Below are 17,883 nucleotides of genomic sequence, written 5' to 3' on the forward strand. Positions count from 1 at the left end.
GTGTGCGGTGTCCGAGCCAGGTGACGGTCCTCCGGTCCCCCTCCTCGGCCGACACCGGGCCGGCGGCGGCAGCTACCGGCGGATGATCGGCGTCCACCGGGCACCCGGCGTCGGTGCGCCGCACCGGGGCTACCTGTTCACCGTCGCCCTGCTCGCCGGGGCCGCCTCGATGCCGGTGCTCGCCGCGATCAGCGCCGGCTCGGCCACCGTGGGCAGCACCGCGTTGCCGGACGACGGCACCCCGTTCCTGCCCACCCCGTCGGTCGGGCCGGTCGTCGTCCCGGTGCCCGCCACCGGTCAACCGGCCCTCCCACCGGCCACCGCACCGGCACCGCCCGCCACCGCCCCGGCTCCCGCCACCACCGGCCCCGTCCACCGTCGGGCTGTGCCCGCCGCCACGCCCCGGCCGATCCGCCGGACGTCGGCACCCAACGCACCGTCCCACCCCATCCCCACCCCCCACCCGACCCCCACCGCCACACCCCACCCCACGCCGAGCCCGAGTCCGGACCCGGACCCGGACGTCGAGCCGACCGCCACCCTCTCCGAGCCACCGCCGGACCCGTCGCCGACCTCGGCACCCTCCGACACCGCCACGCCCACCTCCGCACCCCCGCCCACCCCCGCAGCCACGTCGACCCCGGAGCCCGGCCCGACGCCCGGGTCCACGTCGCCTCCCGCGCCCACCCCGACGCCAGGCCAGACCGCCTCCCCCGAGACCCGACCCACCGTCACGGTCACGCTGGTCCCCACCGCGCGGCCCCGACCCACCGCGACGGCGATCCCGGCCGGCACGACCCACCCCACGCGTCCACGGTCGCAGACCCGTCCCGTACCGCGCGTCGGACCAACCGCCGGTCGCCCGGCGATCCCGGTCGCCCGCCCGTCGGCCACCCCGGTCCCCGCACCGCAGGCACCCGCCGTGCCCGTGTCGCAGACCTCCGCCGGGTCCGCGTCGACCCTCCACGACACCACCGACCCGGACGGTACGGTGACGAACGAAGCCGCAGGCTGAGCCGCAGCGGCCCGGATGCCGTCGGTCGACCCGTCGACCACTGCGGTGTGCCGGATCGGGCACCACGGATGCGGGGGCGGAACGCTGAGTACGCGCGACGAGGGCGGCGACCGGGCCGCCCCCGACCTGGCCGACCCTGCTCCGTTCGGAGGGTCACCTGCCGCTGCCGAGCCGGTCGGGTCGGGGGCGGTGGCGACCCGGGTGGCCCGGCTGGTGACCGAGGTGACCGCGCCGGCCGTGCTGGTCACCGCGCTGACCGTGGCGATCGGCTGGCACGGTGCGGGTGGGGCGCGCGGACTGGCCTGGGGGCTGCTCGCCACGGTCTTCGCCGCCGGTATCCCGTTCGCGTACATCCTGGGTGGGGTGCGGCGGGGTCGACTCACCGATCATCACATCGGTCGCCGTGAGCAGCGTCGGGTGCCGTTGCTGCTCGGGCTCGCCTCGGCGGCCACCGGGCTGGCCCTGCTCGCGGCGCTCGGTGCACCGCGCCCGGTGCTGGCCCTGGTCGCGGCCGGGGTGGTCGGCCTGGTGGTCGCGGTGGCGGTCAGTCACTGGTGGAAGATGTCCATCCACTCGGCGGTGGCCGCCGGCACGCTGGTGGTGCTGGTGCTCACCTTCGGCCCCCGGCTGCTGCCGGCCGTGCCGCTGCTCGCCCTGGTCGGCTGGTCCCGGGTGCGGCTGCGCGACCACACGGTCGCGCAGGTCGTGGTGGGCGCGCTGGTCGGCGGCCTGGTGGCCGGGCTGGTCTACGCGCCGCTCTCCTGAGCCCCCGTGCCGCCGGGCAGACCTGGCGCAGCGCCCCAGGCCGGTCGCAGCGCCCGGCGACCAGTGCCGGTGGGACGGGTGCCGGTGGGATCGGTGCCGGGTGGTCGGTCCGGGCAGTGACGAGGTCGGGGGCGGTGATCCGGTCCGGGCGGTGACCCGGCCGGGCGGTGACGAGGTTCGGGCGGTGACGAGGTTCCGGGCAGTGACCAGGTCCGGGCGGTGACGAGGTCCGGCGGTGACGAGGTCCGGCGGTGACCCGGTCGGGGCGTGGGCCCGGCGGGCGGTTCAGGGTTCGGGGCGGAGCATGGGCGGGTGGAGCCGGGTGGCCGGGCCCCGGCGGAACAGTTGGGCAGGTCGCCCCCGGTCGCCCTCGGTGGCCCGGCCGGCGGGGCTGACGAAGCCGGGGGTGCCGGTGACCTTGCGGTGGAAGTTGCGCGGGTCCAGCCGGGTGCCCCAGACCGTCTCGTAGACGGCCCGCAGCTGGGCCACGGTGAACTCGGGCGGGCAGAAGGCGCTGGCCAGCGGGGTGTACTCCAGCTTCGCGCGGGCCCGTTCCAGGCCGTCGGCGACGATCCGGTCGTGGTCGAAGGCGAGCTGGCCGGGGGTGAGCCGGTCGACCGGCACCCACTCCGCCGAGGCGGCGTCCGAGCCGGCCACCGGGGTGGGCAGGTCGGGCAGCAGGGCCAGCCAGGCGACGGTGACCACCCGTCCGCGCGGGTCGCGGTCCGGCTGGCCGTACGTGCCGAGCTGCTCCAGGTGGCCGGCCGGCTCGGGGAGCCCGGTCTCCTCGGTCAGCTCCCGGACGGCGGCGTCGGGCAGATCCTCGTCGATGCCGACGAAGCCGCCGGGCAGCGCCCACCGGCCCTCGTCCGGTGGGATGCCCCGGCGGACCAGCAGCAGGTGCAGCGCGTCGGCGCGCACGGTGAGGACCACCAGGTCCACCGTCACGGCGAAGGGCGGGTAGTCGGTCATCTCTTTATCACCACCTTGACGATAACCTATCAGAGTGGTTATCGTCGGGTGGACGAAAAAGAGGAAGGTGTGAGACATGGCCGACGTGACGAGGCGACTCTTCCTGCGCCACCTGCGCGGGACACCGACCAACTGGGTGCGGCTGCACGTCGACGGGCGGGTCCGGCGGGAAGGGACCGGCCAGTCGTTCTGGTACCGACCGCTGACCGCCGTGCTGAGCGAGGTGCCGGTCGACGACCGGGAGCTGCCGCTGCTCTTCCACGCGCGTACCGGCGACTTCGCCGACATCACCGTCCAGGCCACCGTGACCTACCGGGTGGCCGACCCGACGCTGGCCGCCGCCCGGCTCGACTTCTCGATCGACCCGCGCACCGGTAAGGCCCGGTCCCGACCGCTCGACCAGGTGGCCACCCTGCTGGCCGAGCTGGCCCAGCAGCCCGCCCTGGACCTGCTCGCCCGGGTCCCGCTGGCCGAGGCGCTGACCACGATCGCGCCCATCCGGGAGGCGGTCTCCGCAGCGCTCGACACCGAGCCCCGGCTCGCCGACATCGGGGTGGCTGTGGTCAGCGCCCGGGTGGTCGCCGTCCGGCCCGAACCCGAGCTGGAACGCGCCCTGCAGACCCCCACCCGGGAGGCCGTGCAGGTGCAGGCCGACCGGGCCACCTACGCCCGCCGGGCCCAGGCCGTCGAGCAGGAACGCGGCATCGCCGAGAACGAACTCCAGAACAAGATCGAGCTGGCCCGCCGGGAACAGCAGCTCGTCGAGCAGCACGGCGCGAACACCCGCCGCCGGGTCGAACTCGACGCCGCCGCCGAGCTGGCCACCGCCCAGGGCAAGGCGGAGCGGGAACAGGTCGCCAACGCCGCCGCCGCCGAACGGGCCCGGGTGTCCGCCACCGCCGAGGCGGACAAGGAACGGCTGCTCGCCGCCGGTGCCGCCGACAGGGAACGGGTGCTCGCCGTGGCCAAAGCCGAGACGGTACGCGCCGTCGGCGCCGCCGAGGCCGAGGCGGAGGCGGCGAAGCTGGCCACGTACGCCACCCTGCCGCCCGGGGTGCTGCAAGCCCTCACCGTCCGGGAACTCGCCGGCCAGCTCCCGCCGATCGGCCAGCTCACCGTCACCCCGGACCTGCTGGCCGACCTGCTCGGCCGGCTCACCGGCCCGACCGGAACGGTGGACCGGTGAGCGGCACACTGACCCCCCGGGTGGTGGTGGTCCGCCGCCGCAGCGAGCTGGAGGAGTTGCTCGCCCGGCACGGCACCCGGGCGGCGGCCCAGTGGTACCTGCGCGCCCGGGGCCGGGACCTGGCCGAGGTGGTGGACCGGCACGAGGCCCTCCAGACGGCGCTGACCGCCGTCGGGGCCGCCGTACCGGCCGACTGGCGGCGTGGCACGGTCGACCGGGACGACCTGCCCCGGTTCCTGTTCGGCCCGGAGGACGTGATCGTCGCCGTCGGCCCGGACGGCCTCGTCGCCAACGTGGCGAAGTACCTCACCGGGCAACCCGTCGTCGGCGTCGACCCGGAACCGGGCCGCAACGCCGGGGTGCTGGTCCGCTGCACCGGCGACCAGGTGGCCGCCCTGCTGCCGGCGGTGGCCGCCGGGACCGCGCCGCTGCGCCACCGGGCCATGGTCCGGGCCACCCTCGACGACGGACAGGAACTCGTCGGCCTCAACGAGGTGTACGTCGGGCACTCCTCCCACCAGTCGGCCCGCTACCTGCTCGACGTCGGCGGGGACGGCCGGCCCCGGCAGGAACGGCAGTCGTCCTCCGGGGTGGTCGTCGGCACCGGCACCGGGGCCACCGGCTGGTGCGCCTCGATCGCCCGGGACCGGTCGGCAGCCGTCCCGCCGCCCGCCCCGCAGGAGCCGGCCCTGTGCTGGTACGTGCGGGAGGCGTGGCCCTCACCGGTCACCGGGGTCGAGCTGGTCGCCGGCCGGCTCGACGGCACCGACGCGCTGGAACTGACCGCCGAGTCCGACGGTCTGGTGGCGTTCGCCGACGGGCTGGAGGCCGACCGGCTGACCCTGCGGTGGGGCCAGCGGGTACGCCTCGACGTCGCCCCCGGCCGGCTGGCCCTGGTCGAGCCGTAGACCGGCCGGGGACGTCACGGGGCCACCCCGGCGCGTCGCCGGGTGGTCAGCGCGTCGCCAGGCACGCAGCGCGTCGTCGGACGGTCAGGGGGTGTCGTCCCCCAGCCGTTGCCGGTTGGCCTCGATCCAGGCGTCCAGGGCGACCGGGTCGTCGGGGTCGATGCCGTCGGCCATCAGCTGGGCCACCGCCGCCGTCGCCGGGCTGCGCCGCTCGCCTGTCGAATAGAGCCGGGCGAACTCCGGCACCAACTCCTCGATCGCCTCGTCGGTCTGGGTGCCGGCCCGTTCGGGCAGCCCCCGCCGCCGGGCCGCGAACGCCGCCCAGGCCCGCAGCACCCGGGGCAGCAACGCCGCGTCGTCCATGTCCAGCACGGCCCGCCGGTGCACCCAGTCGAGCAGGAACAACCCGGCCACCGCCGGGCTCCAGCGCAACGGGTCGGCGTCCGGGAAGCTCGCCGAGTGGTCGAAGAGCAGCCCCAGGCAGAAGTGCAGCGAGGCCAGCTCGGCGTCGCTGTCGAGGGTGTTCAGCCCGTGTCGGGCCGCCTCGGGGGAGGACAGGAAAGCCCGGACCAGCGTGGTGCGCTCGTCGGCGCTGAGCGGCTGCGCGTCCCAGCCGGTGGTGCCGGCGCTCGGCTCGGGCAGCACCGCCAGCCGTGCCCCGACCAACGCCCGGTCGGTGGCGAGCGAACCCTCGGCGGGCAGGTCACCCAGGTCGTCGGTGATCGCCAGGTGACGACCCACCTCGCCGTGCATCCGGGCCGGGTCCTCCTCCCGGAACCAGGTCAGGTCGTCGTCGGCGCACATCTGCCGGACCTGCTCCAGGATCCGCTCGGCCGGCCCACCCACGAAGACGTCCTTGGTGATGCCGATGTTGTGGTCGACCAGTGCCACCAGGGCGTGCTCCGGCCCGCCCGACTCGTCGTCGTAGGCGAAGGTGGCCAGGTAGGAGGTCTGGTCGCCGTACACGTCGCCGTACGACCAGGTGCCGGTGAGGTGGACCCGGCCGAGCTGACCGGCCCAGGCCGGGGCCTGCGCGCCGGGGCGGACCTTCGCCGCGCCCTCGGCATCGGGCACCAGCGCGGCGAAGACCTGACGGATGGTGGTGGCGGCGGCCGTCCGGCGGCGGGAGGTGGCGGCGAGGAAACCGGAGACGAATTCCCGGACCGCCGTTTCCCGGTCGGTCTCGGCGATCGCGTAGACGCTGCCCAGCAGCGCCGTGCCGAGCATCTCGGCGTCGAGCGCGCAGTCCAGCCTGGTCACGTCGCGGGCCGCGGAGAGCACCGCGTCGTAGGGGGTCTTTGGCGTGGCCATGGCACGACCCTACGCCGCCGCGCAGCCCCGGACACCTGTGCCGGCGGCGGCGTTCACCGGGTGGCGTCCTGCCAGGCGCAGCGGGCGAGGGCGTACCGGTCGAGGAGGGCCCGGACGGGGATGAGGACGTATTCCGCGCCGACCCGGGAGACCGCCTCGGTGAGCCGCTGCTCGGCCCGCTGTCGGGCCCGTCGGGCCGCCCAGCGGATCACCGGCCGGGTCACCGCGGCCACCAGCAGACCGGCGAGCAGCCCACCGAGCAGGAGCACGGTCGGCAACGGTGCCTCCCCCACCCGGGGGTAGTCCAGCGCCGGCAGACCCAGGGCACGCAGCGCGTAGCCGAGCACCAGCCAGCCGAGCCCGGCCACGGCGGCGAGGGTGACCAGCCACTGGAGGGCGCCGACCAGCCGCCACCAGAACGGCCGGCGGTCCATGCCCAGGTCGGTGCCGGCGACCGCGCCGTCCAGCGCGTCCGGCAGGTCGGCCAGCCGGGACCGGGCGGCGGCGGTCACCGCGGCCGGCCAGGGTGCCGGGAGTTTCTCGCCGGACCGGTCGCCGACGGCGCGGATGGCCAGCCCGAGGGCGGACTGCTGGGCGGCGGTCGGGTCGGGCACGGAGGTGGCCGCGAGCACGGGCTCCGCCGGGCGCTGCGGATCGGTGGTCGGGCCGGGCAGGTGCAGCCGGTGCAGCGGGTCGGGGCGCAGTTTGCGCCAGCCGCGTACCAACGGCCAGCCGGTGGCCCCGCCGGCCCGGTGCCGGTACGCCCCCTCGACCGCGGCGGCCACCGCCGGCACCCCGGCCGACTCGGCCAACGCCCGGTCCAGGGCGCGGACCGTCGCGGCGTCCGGGACGTGCCCCGGGGCTTCGACGGCGACCAGTTCGCCCAGGGCCGCCGCCACCGTGTCGGCGTCGCCGGAGAGCCGGCGCAGCGCGGCCTGCCGGTCCGACACCGCCCGTTCCAGCGCCTCCCGTAGCCCGGTCATCCCGTCCGGCTCGACCGCCGTGGTGGCCAGCAGCGGCACCCCGTCGAGCCCGTCGACGTCGAGCAGCCGGCGCAGGTCGGCCAGCACCCGGGGCAGCTCGGCCGGGGGCAGCCGGTCGGCCTGGTTGAGCACCACCACCGTCACCTCCCGGTGCCGGTGGAACTCGCGCAGGTAGCTGTTGTGGATCACCCGGTCGGCGTACTTCTGTGGGTCGACCACCCAGACCACCAGGTCGACCAGGCCGAGCAGCCGGTCCACCTCCAGCCGGTGGGACCGCTGCACCGAGTCGAAGTCGGGCAGGTCGAGCAGGATCAGACCGTGCAGGGCGGACTCGTCGTCGCCGTCGAGCGCGCTCTCCCGGACGAACCGGTGCCGGGGCAGCACCCCGACCCAGTCGAGCAGCCGGTTGCCGCCGTCCAGCGGCCCCCAGACGCAGGCGTGCGCGACACCGGTGGTGGGCCGGCGCACCCCGACCGGGGAGAGTTCCATCCCGGCCAGGGAGTTGAACAGGCTGGACTTGCCGCTGCCGGTGGCGCCGGCCAACGCCACGACGGTGTGGTCCCGGGACAGCGACAACCGGGTGCCGGCCCGCTCGACCAGGGTGTGCGCGCCGACCAGCCGGGTGTCGGGCACCTCGCCGTCGACCGCGTCGAGGAACCGGCGGATCGCGTCGAGGCGGGCCACCAGCGCGTCGGCGTCGACCCGCTGGTCACGCCGGAGCGCCTCGCGCATCCGACCGACGATGTTGGTCACCGGGTGCCGTCCTCGGAGGTCGGGGTCGGGATCGGTAGGGCCTGGCCGGTCTGGCCGGCGAGGCCGCTGTGGTGCCGGGCCAGCTCGACCCGGCCGCCGGCCCGGCGCAGCGCCGCGCCGACCTCCGCACCGGGTCGGGCCCCGTCGGTGCGGGCCAGGTAGCGGGCCGCCTCCTCGTCCAGCAGCGCGCGGACCCGTTCCAGCAGGTCACCCCGGGCCTTCGCGGCGAGGGTACGCACCGCCTGGTCACCGAAGATCGCCTGGAGTACGGCCTGCGCGGCGACGGTGGTGCCGGCCCCGGTGGCCACCTCCAGCCCGGTCGGGATGAACGCGGTGGAGGCGAAGACGGCGATCATCACGGCCAGCCCGGTGGCGTTGACCGCGTACGCGGCCGTCCGGGCCACGAACCGCCGGTCGCCGCCCTCCTCCCGGACCAGCTCCAGCACCCCGCGCTGCCAGTCCCGGACCAGCCGCTCGGCCCGCTCGGGCAGGTCGGCCGACGGGTGCGCCAGCGGCGGGTCGAGCAGCGCGGCCCCGGCCGGGTTCGCCTTCCAGGCGGTGTACGCGTTCTCCGCCGCCTCGGAGGCGACCCCGCGCAGCAGGGTGACCAACTGTGACTCGATGGCGTTGCGCAGGTCGGTGGCGGGGGTGGCGGGCCGGCCGGTGACCGCGGCGACGACCCGGTCGCGCAGCCGGCCGATCCGGGCCTCCAGCGTCCGGAAGAACTCGCCGGTGCCGACGAACTCCTGCCAGCGGGCGAGGACCTCGCCGCGGAGCAGCCGGCCGTCCTTCAGCCCTTCGGTGACGGTCCGGTGCGCGCCCTGGTAGGCGGCCCGGACCCGGTCGTCGAGGGCGTCGGCGGCGACCATCTGCTCGTCGGCCGCGTCGGCGAGCATCTCCACCGTCGGGTGCAGTGAGGCGAGTGCGCCGTCGAGGGTCTGCCGGACCACGGCGGCCCGGGCCTCGGCGTCGGCGGCGAGCCGGGCGAACCAGGTGCCCAGCGGTGCGGTGACCCGGTCGGGCAGCAGGCCCTGGCCGTCGACCCAGGTCTCCGGCAGGACGAACAGCGGTGCCGCGCCCAACTCCTGGGCGGCGAGCATCTCGGACAGGTGGGCGGCGATCTCGTCGGCGGCCTCGGGGGGCACCCGGTCCAGCACCATGGCGATCGCGGCACCCCGGGAGCGGGCGGTACGCAGCAGCTCCCACGGGACGGCGTCGGCGTACCGGGCGGCGGTGGTGACGAAGAGCCAGAGATCGGCGGCGGCGAGCAGTTGGCCGGCGAGGGCCCGGTTGGCGTCGACCACCGAGTCGATGTCGGGGGCGTCGAGGAAGGCCAGCCCCGGGGGGAGCGCGGGGGCGGTGACCAGGTGCAGGGTGCCCGGGTCCTCGCTGGGTTCGTTGGTGCGGGTCAGGCCGGGCAGCAGCTCACCCTGGCGGAACCAGGCGGCGTCGGCGGGGTTGCAGACCAGCACCGGGGAACGGGTGGTGGGGCGGAGCACGCCGGCGGCGCTCACCCGGGCCTGGACCAGGCTGTTGACCAGGGTCGACTTGCCCGCGCCGGTGGAGCCGCCGACGACCACGAGCAGCGGGGCGTCGAGTCGGGCCAGCCGGGGCAGCAGGTAGTCGTCGAGCTGGTCGGTCAGCGCCCGGCCGGTGTGCCGGGCCGGCTCGGCCGAGGGCAGCGCGAGCGGAAACCGGGCCGCGCCGATCGCGGCCCGCAGGCCGGTGAGGGCGGCGGGTAGGCCGTCTCCGGTGGGGCCGGGCGGCGTCTCGTCGGTCTCCGACGGCCCGGTGCGGGCGGCGACGGTGGGCGCGCCGGACCGGGTGGCGGGATCGCCGTGCGTCGTCACCGCTAAAGCGTGCCCGACCGATGCAACAGAGACAACCGGAGGGTAGTAACGGTCGGGTTGCGTCGGGTCGGCTCAAGTCGACTTGCGCTTTGGCGATCGCGTGGCACTATTGAGTCAAGTTCACTCAAGTGTGGTGTGGTCGCTGCGGGCGGCCCTCCCGGGCAGGCCCTCCGACCTGCCCACCCGTAACGAAGCGAGGAAGCGAAGATGGCACGTGCGGTCGGTATCGACCTCGGCACGACGAACTCCTGCGTCAGCGTTCTCGAGGGCGGTGAGCCCACCGTCATCGCCAACGCTGAAGGCTCGCGGACGACCCCGTCGATCGTCGCGTTCGCCCGTAACGGCGAGGTGCTCGTCGGTGAGGTCGCCAAGCGCCAGGCGGTGACCAACCCGGACCGGACCATCCGCTCGGTCAAGCGGGAGATCGGCACCAACTGGACCGTCGACATCGACGGCAAGAAGTACACCCCGCAGGAGATCTCGGCGCGCACGCTGATGAAGCTCAAGCGGGACGCCGAGGCGTACCTGGGTGAGCAGATCACCGACGCGGTGATCACCGTTCCCGCCTACTTCAACGACGGGCAGCGGCAGTCCACCAAGGAGGCCGGCGAGATCGCCGGGTTCAACGTGCTGCGGATCGTCAACGAGCCGACCGCGGCGGCCCTGGCGTACGGGCTGGACAAGGGTTCCAAGGAGCAGACCGTCCTCGTCTTCGACCTGGGCGGCGGCACCTTCGACGTGTCCCTGCTGGAGCTGGCCGAGGGCGTCGTCGAGGTCAAGTCGACCAGCGGTGACAACCAGCTCGGCGGTGACGACTGGGACCAGCGGATCATCGACCACCTGGTGAAGACGTTCCGTGGTGAGCACGGCATCGACCTGGGCCAGGACAAGATGGCCCTCCAGCGGCTCCGCGAGGCGGCCGAGAAGGCCAAGATCGAGCTGTCGGCGGCCACCACCACCAACATCAACCTGCCGTACATCACCGCCGGCTCGGCCGGCCCGCTGCACCTGGACGTGACGCTCAGCCGCGCCGAGTTCCAGCGGATGACGCAGGACCTGCTGGACCGCTGCAAGGGCCCGTTCGAGCAGGCCGTGAAGGACGCCGGCATCAAGATCGCCGACGTCGAGCACGTGATCCTGGTCGGCGGCTCCACCCGGATGCCGGCCGTCACCGACCTGGTCAAGCAGCTCACCGGTCGCGACCCCAACAAGGGCGTCAACCCGGACGAGGTCGTCGCCGTCGGCGCCGCCCTCCAGGCTGGCGTGCTCAAGGGTGAGGTCAAGGACGTCCTGCTGCTCGACGTGACCCCGCTGAGCCTGGGCATCGAGACCAAGGGCGGCATCTTCACCAAGCTCATCGAGCGCAACACCACCATCCCGACCAGGCGCTCCGAGGTCTTCACCACGGCCGACGACAACCAGCCGTCGGTGCTGATCCAGGTGTTCCAGGGCGAGCGCGAGATCGCGGCGTACAACAAGAAGCTCGGCACCTTCGAGCTGACCGGCCTCCCGCCGGCGCCGCGCGGCGTGCCGCAGGTCGAGGTCGCCTTCGACATCGACGCCAACGGCATCGTCAACGTGCACGCCAAGGACCTGGGCACCGGCAAGGAACAGAAGATGACGATCACCGGCGGCTCCTCGCTGCCGAAGGACGACATCGAGCGGATGCGCCGCGACGCCGAGGAGCACGCCGACGACGACAAGCGTCGCCGCGAGGAGGCGGAGGCCCGCAACGTGGCCGAGGCGCTCCAGTGGCAGACCGAGAAGTTCCTCGCCGAGAGCGGCGACAAGCTGCCGACGGAGAACCGGGAGCAGCTCAACGAGGCCCTCGGCGAGCTGCGCGGCGCGCTCGGCGGTCAGGACATCGAGAAGATCAAGGCGGCCCACGAGCGGCTCGCCCAGGTCTCCCAGCAGGCCGGTTCGCTGCTCTACGCGCAGCAGGCCGAGCAGGGGGAGCAGCCGGGCGCGGCTGGTCCGGGTGCCGGTGCGGGCGCGGGTGCCGGTGCGGCCGGAGCCCCGAAGGCGGGCGGCCCGGACGACGTGGTCGACGCGGAGATCGTGGACGAGGACAAGAAGTGACGGTCCGCGCCGGACACGAACTCACCGCACAGGGATCGAGGTAGTCGTATGACGGAGAAGCCACGAGCCGCCGACCCGGGCGCCTCCGGGTCGACGCCGGGTGGCTCCGAGCCCGCCGACGACGGGCCGCGGGTCGTCATCCGGAACAACCGCAAGCTCGGCAGGACCGAGGAGTCGCCCGCCGCCGCCGACGCCGGGGCGGACGCCCCGGCCGAGGGGCTGGTCGAGGAGGCCGAGGTGATGGTCGACGAGATCGAGGCCGAGGCGACCGCGCTCGACGGGCCGGCACCGACCGGTCCGCCGGTGGTGGACGCACCCGCGCAACCGGTCGACGGCAGCCCGACGGGCTCGCCGCTCGGCGCGGAGCTGGAAGCCCTCCGGGCCGAGCTGGACGAACGGACCCGGGACCTGCAACGGGTGTCGGCGGAGTACGCCAACTACCGCAAGCGGGTGGACCGGGACCGGGGCGTGGTCCAGGAGCAGGCGACCGGCTCGGTGCTCGCCGCGCTGCTGCCCATCCTGGACGACCTGGACCGGGCCCGGGAGCACGGCGACCTGGTGGGGCCGTTCGGCACGGTGGCCGAGCAGCTCACCACGGCGCTGGGCAAGTTCGGCCTGACGCCCTTCGGCGAGAAGGGCGACCCGTTCGACCCGACCCGGCACGAGGCGGTCGCGCACCAGACCTCGCCGGACGTGGACGAGCCCACCTGCGTCCAGGTGATGCGTCGGGGCTACCTGCTCGGTGAGCGGCTGCTGCGGCCGGCCATGGTCGCGGTCGCCGACCCGGAATAGTGCACGGCCATCCGGTCGCCCCGCCCACCCGCACCCGGTGGGCGGGGCGACCGGGCCACATCTCACGGAAGGGGGTGGACCGGTGAGCTCCAAGGACTGGATCGAGAAGGACTTCTACGCCACGTTGGGCGTGGAGAAGTCCGCCTCCTCAGACGAGATCAAGAAGTCGTACCGGAAACTGGCCCGGGAATCGCACCCGGACCACAACCCCGGTGACCCGAAAGCCGAGGAACGGTTCAAGGGCGTCTCCGAGGCGTACGCGGTGCTCGGCGACGACGCCAAACGCCGCGAGTACGACGAGATGCGCTCGCTGTTCGGCTCGGGCGCGTTCCGTCGGGGCGCGCCCGGCACGGGTCAGCCCGGCGGTGTCCCGTTCGACGTCTCCGACCTGTTCGGCGGCGGTGGCGGGGACACCCGGTTCGGTGGTGGCGGCTTCACCGACCTGTTCAGCTCGATCTTCTCCGGCGGTGGTGCCGGTGGTGCCGGTCCGACGCGGGCACGTGGCCCCGCCCGAGGCCGGGACGTGGAGACCGAGGTGGCCCTCGACTTCGACGACGCGGTACGAGGTGTCACCCTGCCGTTGACGCTGCGCGCGCCCGGGGTCTGCGACACCTGCCACGGCAACGGCGCGAAGCCCGGCACCCAGCCCACCACCTGCCCGGTCTGCCACGGTGCCGGGGTGACCACCCGCGACCAGGGGTCGTTCAGCTTCTCCGAGCCGTGCCGCAACTGCCAGGGCGTCGGCACGGTCGTCGAGGAGAAGTGCCCCGAGTGCCACGGCACCGGCGGGGTCACCAAGACCCGCACGTTGAACGTCCGGTTCCCCGCCGGGGTGGCCGACGGGCAGCGGATCAGGTTGGCCGGGCGGGGCGAGCCGGGTCAGCGCGGCGGGCCGGCGGGCGACCTGTTCGTCCAGGTCAAGGTACGCCCGGACGACCTGTTCGGGCGTACCGGTGACGACCTGACGCTGGCCGTGCCGATCACCTTCGCCGAGGCGGTGCTCGGCACCGACCTGCGGGTGCCCACCCTGGACGGCGCGGTGACCCTGCGCGTACCCCCGGGGACGCCGTCCGGGCGGGTGCTGCGGGCCCGGGGCAAGGGTGTGGTGCGCCGCGACGGTCAGGCCGGTGACCTGCTGGTCACGTTGGACGTGGTGGTGCCGGCGACGGTGTCGGACGAAGCCCGGGCGGCGTTGGAGTCGTTCGCCGACGCGACGCCGCCGGCGGCCCGGGAACATCTCGACGCGCGGGTGCGTCGGGTCGGTTGACCGGTTGACGGGTGCGGAGGTGAGTGGAGATGTCGGACGGGTTCGTCGGTTCGGGTGACGCCGCCTACGAGGCCAAGGTGCTGATGATCTCGGTCGCGGCACGGATGGCGGGGATGCACCCGCAGACGTTGCGTCAGTACGACCGGCTCGGCCTGGTGCAGGCCGGTCGGGCGGCCGGTGGTGGGCGACGCTACAGCGTGCGGGACGTGGTCCTGCTGCGTGAGGTCCAGCGGCTCAGCCAGGACGAGGGTGTCAACCTGGCCGGGGTGAAACGGATCATCGGGCTGGAAGGCCTGGTGGAGCAGGCCCAGCAGCGGGTGGCCCGACTGGAGGCGGAGTTGGACGCCGCCTACCGCCGGATCGCCGAGCTGGAGACGCTGGCCAGCGGTTTCTCCCGGGGTGACCTGGTGCCGACCAGTCGCACCTCCACGGCGCTGGTGGTCTGGCGTCCCCGCCGCACCCCCGACCGCTGACCCTGGCCCGGCCCGCCGGGTCGGCGGTGGTCTGCGGTCGGGGTTTTCCGGCGGTGGGTGGTCGTTCCGGCTAGCCTGTTGTCAGGTCCAACCAGGTCAATTCGGACTCCGACGGCGGGGGGAACCGTGGCGGAATCGGCGAAGAAAGTGGCCCGGCAGGCGGAGGAGCGGCTCAACAAGGTGGCCGAGAACGTCCGGGAGAAGTTCGACCGGGTCACCGAGGGCAAGTTCTCCGACACGGTGAAGAACGGCAGGTTCGCCGAAGGGACCGACCCCGGGGCGGACCGGGAGCGGACCGGGGAGAAACGCCGCAACCAGGGCGGATCGGCACGCTGACGATCCGTCGACGTGCGGGCCGGGACCCACGGGGGGTCCCGGCCCGTTCGCCGTCCGGCTGTGGGTGCTGCGGGTGCGCCGCCGGTCAGCCGAGCCGGCGGTTGTCCCGGACCAGGCCGCCCTCGCACCAGTCGTGGTAGGTGAAGAGTTCCTGCCGGGCCAGCAGCGCCCGACTGTTGTACGCCCAGTTGCGCAGCAACTCGTCGCCGTCGCGCTCGGCCTGCTCCACCAGTTTGCGGAAGCGACGCCTGGGGTGGGCGCGGAAGTTCGTCCGGATGCCGTCGGCCGCGTAGATGTAGAGGCAGTGCAGGGCGAAGCGGCGCGCGGGGCAGGCCGGGTCCAACGCCAACTCGAACAGGGTGAGCACTAGGTGGTCGCCGGAGACCAGCAGGTCCCAGTCTTGTGGCAGCGAGGTCAGCGGCACCGAGTCCGGCTGGTACGCCCAGGCCCGTAGCTCCCCCGGCGACGGGTCGACGGGGTTGGCGAAGCCGTGGAACGGCGGATCCTGCACGCTCACCGGCAACCTTCCGCTCACATCCACGGGGTGCCTCCGTCCGCCCGCGGGACCCTGTCCTGCTGGGGCGCAACGCTAGCCGCCGCTGCCCGGCCGGCGGAAGACCCCGCCGGGAGCAATTCGGCAACGGAGGCCCTGGCCAGGCCACCTGTGTGAGGGGCCTGGCCGGGCGGTTCTCAGTCCGTGGCGGGTACCGGCTGGGGCTGTCGGGCGGCGATCCGTCGACGCAGCCGCTGCTTGAACCAGCGCATGTCGGGCAGGCGGGCGAGCATCGGACCGGTGATCACGGTGATCAGCACGTACGCCGTGGCGAGCGCCGCCAGTTTGGGTTCGACGGTGCCGGCGGCGACGGCCAGACCGGCGATGACGATGGAGAACTCGCCGCGCGGCATCAACGCGAAGCCGGCCCGCCAACGGCCCGGTTCGGCGATGCCGGCCCGGCGGGCCGCCAGGTAGCCGGTGAGCAACTTGGTCCCCATGGTGACCACGGCCAGCACGATCGCGGGCAGCAGCACCGGCGGCATGTCCCGGGGGTCGGTGACCAGGCCGAAGAAGACGAAGAAGACCGCGGCGAAGAGGTCCCGCAGCGGGGAGAGCAGTTCGGTGGCGTGGTGCGCCACCGGCCCGGACAGGGCGATGCCGACCAGGAACGCCCCGACGGCGGCGGAGACCTGGAGCCGGGCGGCGATGCCGGCGACCAGCAGGGTCAGGCCGAGCACCCCGAGCAGCAACGCCTCCGGGTCCTTCGCCGACAGGGCGGCGGAGATCAGGTGGCCGAAGCGGATGGCGACGACCAGCACGAGCACCACGGTGAACACCGCGACACCCAGCGCGATCCCACCCTTGACCAGGCCCACGCCGGCCAGCAGCGCGGTCACCAGCGGCAGGTAGAGCGCCATCGCCAGGTCCTCGATGACCAGCACGGAGAGGATGACCGGGGTTTCCCGGTTACCGACCCGGCCGAGGTCGCCGAGCACCTTGGCGATCACCCCGGACGACGAGATCCAGGTGATGCCGCCGAGCACCACGGCGGCCACCCAGCCCCAGCCGAGCAGCAACGCGAAGCCGAAACCGGGCAGGGCGTTGAGCGCCGCGTCGATCAGGCCAGCCGGGGCCGCCGAGCGCAGGTTGCCGACCAGCTCGTTGGCGCTGTATTCCAGGCCGAGCATGACCAGCAGCAGGATGACGCCGATCTCGGCGCCGACGGCGAAGAACTCTTCGCTCGCGGCCAGCGGGAGCAGGCCACCGTGCCCGAAGGCGAGCCCGGCGAGCAGGTAGAGGGGGATGGGGGAGACGCCGAACCGGCGGCTGAGCCGGCCGAGCAGCCCGAGCAGCAGCAGGAGCGCGCCGACCTCGATGAGCAGTGTGGTGGTTTCGTGCATCCGCCTCAGCCGTCCGGGTCACTGTCGGCGAGGATGGCTGTCACACCGTCGAGACCCTGCCGGGTCCCGACCACGACCACCACGTCACCGGCCGCGAAGCGGAAGGTGGGATCGGGCGAGACGTTGACCTCGCCCTGCCGGAGCACCGCCACGATGGAGGCGCTGGTGCGGGTACGCGCCTTGGTGTCACCGAGCCGCTTGTTGACGTACTTCGACCCGGCCGGAATGGCGATCTGCTCGGTGAGCAACCCGGCCGCCTGCTCGCGCAGGCCGGAGAGCTGACCCAGCATCAGCGACGCGCCGAGGATGTCGGCCAACGCCTCGGCCTCGTCGTCGGTCAGCGGGATGTCATGCTGGCAGGAGTCGGGATCGTCCGGGTCGTAGAGGACCAGGTCGCGGCGGCCATTGCGGTGGGAGACCACGCCGAGCCGGCGACCGGACTCCGTCATCAGATCATGACGTACGCCGATTCCGGGTAGGGCGGTCTGTTCGACACGTACTCGCACGGACGAGAGGCTATACCCTGCGCCCAAGCTGGGCCCGTTGGACGTCTGTGCTGCTGGCGAGCGCTTTCCGGCCGGTACCGCCTGTGCTCGCCGACTCGCCGGTCGGTAACCCCGACCCGCGCTGCGGGATCAGGGGGAGGCTCTGCGCGGTGTGACGTAGGTTCCCTTGCCCTGGTGGCCTTCGACGAGGCCCTCCGCCTGAAGGATCAGCAGTGCGGAGCGCACGGGTTCGGCGGAAACCTCGTAGTGCGCGATCAACTCACGCAGGGATGGCAACTTGTCGCCCGGCGAGTACTCGCCGGAGGCGATCTTGTCGCGGATGTCCTGGGCGATGCGCTGACGGTCGGAAACTCGGGGCATGGCGGCAACTCCTGGTAGGCCCCAAGATCCTCCCATGGCAGCACGCGACCCGCCAAGACTTTGCGTGCTTTGCATGGTGAGTGGTTGTCTTCCAATGGTTTGCATTGTATGTTGCTTCGGCGGGGCCTTCAGCGGAAAGCCTGGTAGGCAAACCGGCCTCCGGTTGGCATCCGTGGGCTGGCACGACTGGGCCAGAAGGTGCGTCAGTCGTGCCAGCCCTGAGATCGGCATGGACCGCGTCCGGTGGCGGCCATGCGAAGCGGCCCTGTCGTCGTACCGCCGAGGTGGGCTGCGACGGCAGGGCGGGCAGCCCGGCCGGACCAGCAGCACGGCCGGGCTGCCCTTCCAGCACCGCGCCACCGAGCCGTCCCACGAAGGAGCGCCATGGTGTACGAGTCGCCGCACCCACCGTCGAAGCTCGACCCTGGTCA

17 protein-coding genes are annotated in these 17,883 nt (G+C 73.8%); 9 read left to right on the forward strand and 8 right to left on the reverse strand.

The window, feature by feature from the left end; all coding sequences use genetic code 11:
• Positions 1–7: 7 nt before the first annotated feature.
• Together JQN83_RS33640 and JQN83_RS02040 are read left to right on the forward strand one after the other, a co-directional pair.
• Positions 8–1,015, forward strand: coding sequence for a hypothetical protein (locus tag JQN83_RS33640; protein WP_208565282.1), 1,008 nt, complete (start codon positions 8–10; stop codon positions 1,013–1,015).
• Between the two features lie 189 nt (positions 1,016–1,204).
• Positions 1,205–1,780, forward strand: a complete 576-nt coding sequence (locus tag JQN83_RS02040; protein ID WP_307798952.1) for a phosphatase PAP2 family protein — start codon at positions 1,205–1,207, stop codon at positions 1,778–1,780.
• 285 nt (positions 1,781–2,065) lie between these two features.
• Here the strand turns inward: JQN83_RS02040 and JQN83_RS02045 are convergent, their stop codons facing one another.
• Positions 2,066–2,752 (reverse strand): NUDIX hydrolase, encoded by a 687-nt coding sequence (locus JQN83_RS02045; protein WP_208565284.1) that lies wholly within the window; start codon positions 2,750–2,752, stop codon positions 2,066–2,068.
• Between the two features lie 76 nt (positions 2,753–2,828).
• On the opposite strand from JQN83_RS02045, the gene JQN83_RS02050 reads away from it, so the two are divergent.
• On the forward strand, positions 2,829–3,938 hold the full coding sequence (locus tag JQN83_RS02050) for an SPFH domain-containing protein (RefSeq protein ID WP_208565285.1): 1,110 nt from the start codon (positions 2,829–2,831) through the stop codon (positions 3,936–3,938).
• Entirely contained in the window at positions 3,935–4,846 is a 912-nt protein-coding gene (locus JQN83_RS02055; RefSeq protein WP_208565286.1) for an NAD(+)/NADH kinase, read from the forward strand. The genes JQN83_RS02050 and JQN83_RS02055 overlap by 4 nt, the downstream gene beginning before the upstream one ends.
• A gap of 84 nt (positions 4,847–4,930) precedes the next feature.
• On the opposite strand, the gene JQN83_RS02060 is transcribed toward JQN83_RS02055, so the two are convergent.
• From JQN83_RS02060 to JQN83_RS02070, 3 genes are read right to left on the reverse strand one after another with little or no spacing between them, the layout of a single operon-like run.
• Positions 4,931–6,157, reverse strand: coding sequence for a hypothetical protein (locus JQN83_RS02060; protein ID WP_208565287.1), 1,227 nt, complete (start codon positions 6,155–6,157; stop codon positions 4,931–4,933).
• A gap of 53 nt (positions 6,158–6,210) precedes the next feature.
• Entirely contained in the window at positions 6,211–7,893 is a 1,683-nt protein-coding gene (locus JQN83_RS02065; RefSeq protein ID WP_307798953.1) for a GTPase, read from the reverse strand.
• Entirely contained in the window at positions 7,890–9,743 is a 1,854-nt protein-coding gene (locus JQN83_RS02070; RefSeq protein ID WP_208565288.1) for a GTPase family protein, read from the reverse strand. The genes JQN83_RS02065 and JQN83_RS02070 overlap by 4 nt, the downstream gene beginning before the upstream one ends.
• 207 nt (positions 9,744–9,950) lie before the next feature.
• Here JQN83_RS02070 and dnaK point away from each other — a divergent pair, with 207 nt between their 5' ends.
• The 5 genes from dnaK to JQN83_RS02095 all read left to right on the forward strand — a co-directional run bounded on the left by dnaK (position 9,951) and on the right by JQN83_RS02095 (position 14,690).
• The gene (dnaK, locus tag JQN83_RS02075) at positions 9,951–11,822 is read left to right on the forward strand and encodes a molecular chaperone DnaK (RefSeq protein WP_208565289.1); all 1,872 of its coding nucleotides are present in this window, start codon (positions 9,951–9,953) and stop codon (positions 11,820–11,822) included.
• A gap of 48 nt (positions 11,823–11,870) precedes the next feature.
• Positions 11,871–12,614 (forward strand): nucleotide exchange factor GrpE, encoded by a 744-nt coding sequence (grpE, locus tag JQN83_RS02080; protein WP_208565290.1) that lies wholly within the window; start codon positions 11,871–11,873, stop codon positions 12,612–12,614.
• Between the two features lie 82 nt (positions 12,615–12,696).
• On the forward strand, positions 12,697–13,881 hold the full coding sequence (dnaJ, locus tag JQN83_RS02085; RefSeq protein WP_208565291.1) for a molecular chaperone DnaJ: 1,185 nt from the start codon (positions 12,697–12,699) through the stop codon (positions 13,879–13,881).
• Between the two features lie 29 nt (positions 13,882–13,910).
• On the forward strand, positions 13,911–14,354 hold the full coding sequence (locus JQN83_RS02090) for a heat shock protein transcriptional repressor HspR (protein WP_208565292.1): 444 nt from the start codon (positions 13,911–13,913) through the stop codon (positions 14,352–14,354).
• A 126-nt stretch (positions 14,355–14,480) separates the two neighbouring features.
• Positions 14,481–14,690 carry a hypothetical protein gene (locus JQN83_RS02095; RefSeq protein ID WP_208565293.1) on the forward strand — a complete coding sequence of 70 codons (210 nt, stop codon included), beginning with the start codon at positions 14,481–14,483 and terminating at the stop codon, positions 14,688–14,690.
• An 85-nt stretch (positions 14,691–14,775) separates the two neighbouring features.
• On the opposite strand, the gene JQN83_RS02100 is transcribed toward JQN83_RS02095, so the two are convergent.
• The 4 genes from JQN83_RS02100 to JQN83_RS02115 all read right to left on the reverse strand — a co-directional run bounded on the left by JQN83_RS02100 (position 14,776) and on the right by JQN83_RS02115 (position 17,452).
• Positions 14,776–15,207 carry a hypothetical protein gene (locus JQN83_RS02100; RefSeq protein ID WP_208565294.1) on the reverse strand — a complete coding sequence of 144 codons (432 nt, stop codon included), beginning with the start codon at positions 15,205–15,207 and terminating at the stop codon, positions 14,776–14,778.
• 173 nt (positions 15,208–15,380) lie between these two features.
• Positions 15,381–16,586 (reverse strand): cation:proton antiporter, encoded by a 1,206-nt coding sequence (locus tag JQN83_RS02105; protein WP_208565295.1) that lies wholly within the window; start codon positions 16,584–16,586, stop codon positions 15,381–15,383.
• A 5-nt stretch (positions 16,587–16,591) separates the two neighbouring features.
• Positions 16,592–17,092 carry a cation:proton antiporter regulatory subunit gene (locus tag JQN83_RS02110; RefSeq protein ID WP_088641912.1) on the reverse strand — a complete coding sequence of 167 codons (501 nt, stop codon included), beginning with the start codon at positions 17,090–17,092 and terminating at the stop codon, positions 16,592–16,594.
• Positions 17,093–17,221: 129 nt separating this feature from the next.
• The gene (locus tag JQN83_RS02115; RefSeq protein WP_208565296.1) at positions 17,222–17,452 is read right to left on the reverse strand and encodes a winged helix-turn-helix domain-containing protein; all 231 of its coding nucleotides are present in this window, start codon (positions 17,450–17,452) and stop codon (positions 17,222–17,224) included.
• Positions 17,453–17,883: the final 431 nt, after the last annotated feature.

Origin of the sequence: Micromonospora antibiotica (assembly GCF_017599305.1) — a bacterium.
Taxonomy (GTDB): Bacteria; Actinomycetota; Actinomycetes; order Mycobacteriales; family Micromonosporaceae; genus Micromonospora; species Micromonospora antibiotica.

Excerpts from the sequence above, each read along its gene's own strand:
- JQN83_RS02060 (WP_208565287.1), bottom strand. The coding sequence starts at position 6,157 with ATGGCCACGCCAAAGACCCCCTACGACGCGGTGCTCTCCGCGGCCCGC.
- grpE (WP_208565290.1), top strand. The coding sequence starts at position 11,871 with ATGACGGAGAAGCCACGAGCCGCCGACCCGGGCGCCTCCGGGTCGACG.
- JQN83_RS02045 (WP_208565284.1), bottom strand. The coding sequence starts at position 2,752 with ATGACCGACTACCCGCCCTTCGCCGTGACGGTGGACCTGGTGGTCCTC.
- JQN83_RS02115 (WP_208565296.1), bottom strand. The coding sequence starts at position 17,452 with ATGCCCCGAGTTTCCGACCGTCAGCGCATCGCCCAGGACATCCGCGAC.
- dnaK (WP_208565289.1), top strand. The coding sequence starts at position 9,951 with ATGGCACGTGCGGTCGGTATCGACCTCGGCACGACGAACTCCTGCGTC.
- JQN83_RS02105 (WP_208565295.1), bottom strand. The coding sequence starts at position 16,586 with ATGCACGAAACCACCACACTGCTCATCGAGGTCGGCGCGCTCCTGCTG.
- JQN83_RS02050 (WP_208565285.1), top strand. The coding sequence starts at position 2,829 with ATGGCCGACGTGACGAGGCGACTCTTCCTGCGCCACCTGCGCGGGACA.
- JQN83_RS02090 (WP_208565292.1), top strand. The coding sequence starts at position 13,911 with ATGTCGGACGGGTTCGTCGGTTCGGGTGACGCCGCCTACGAGGCCAAG.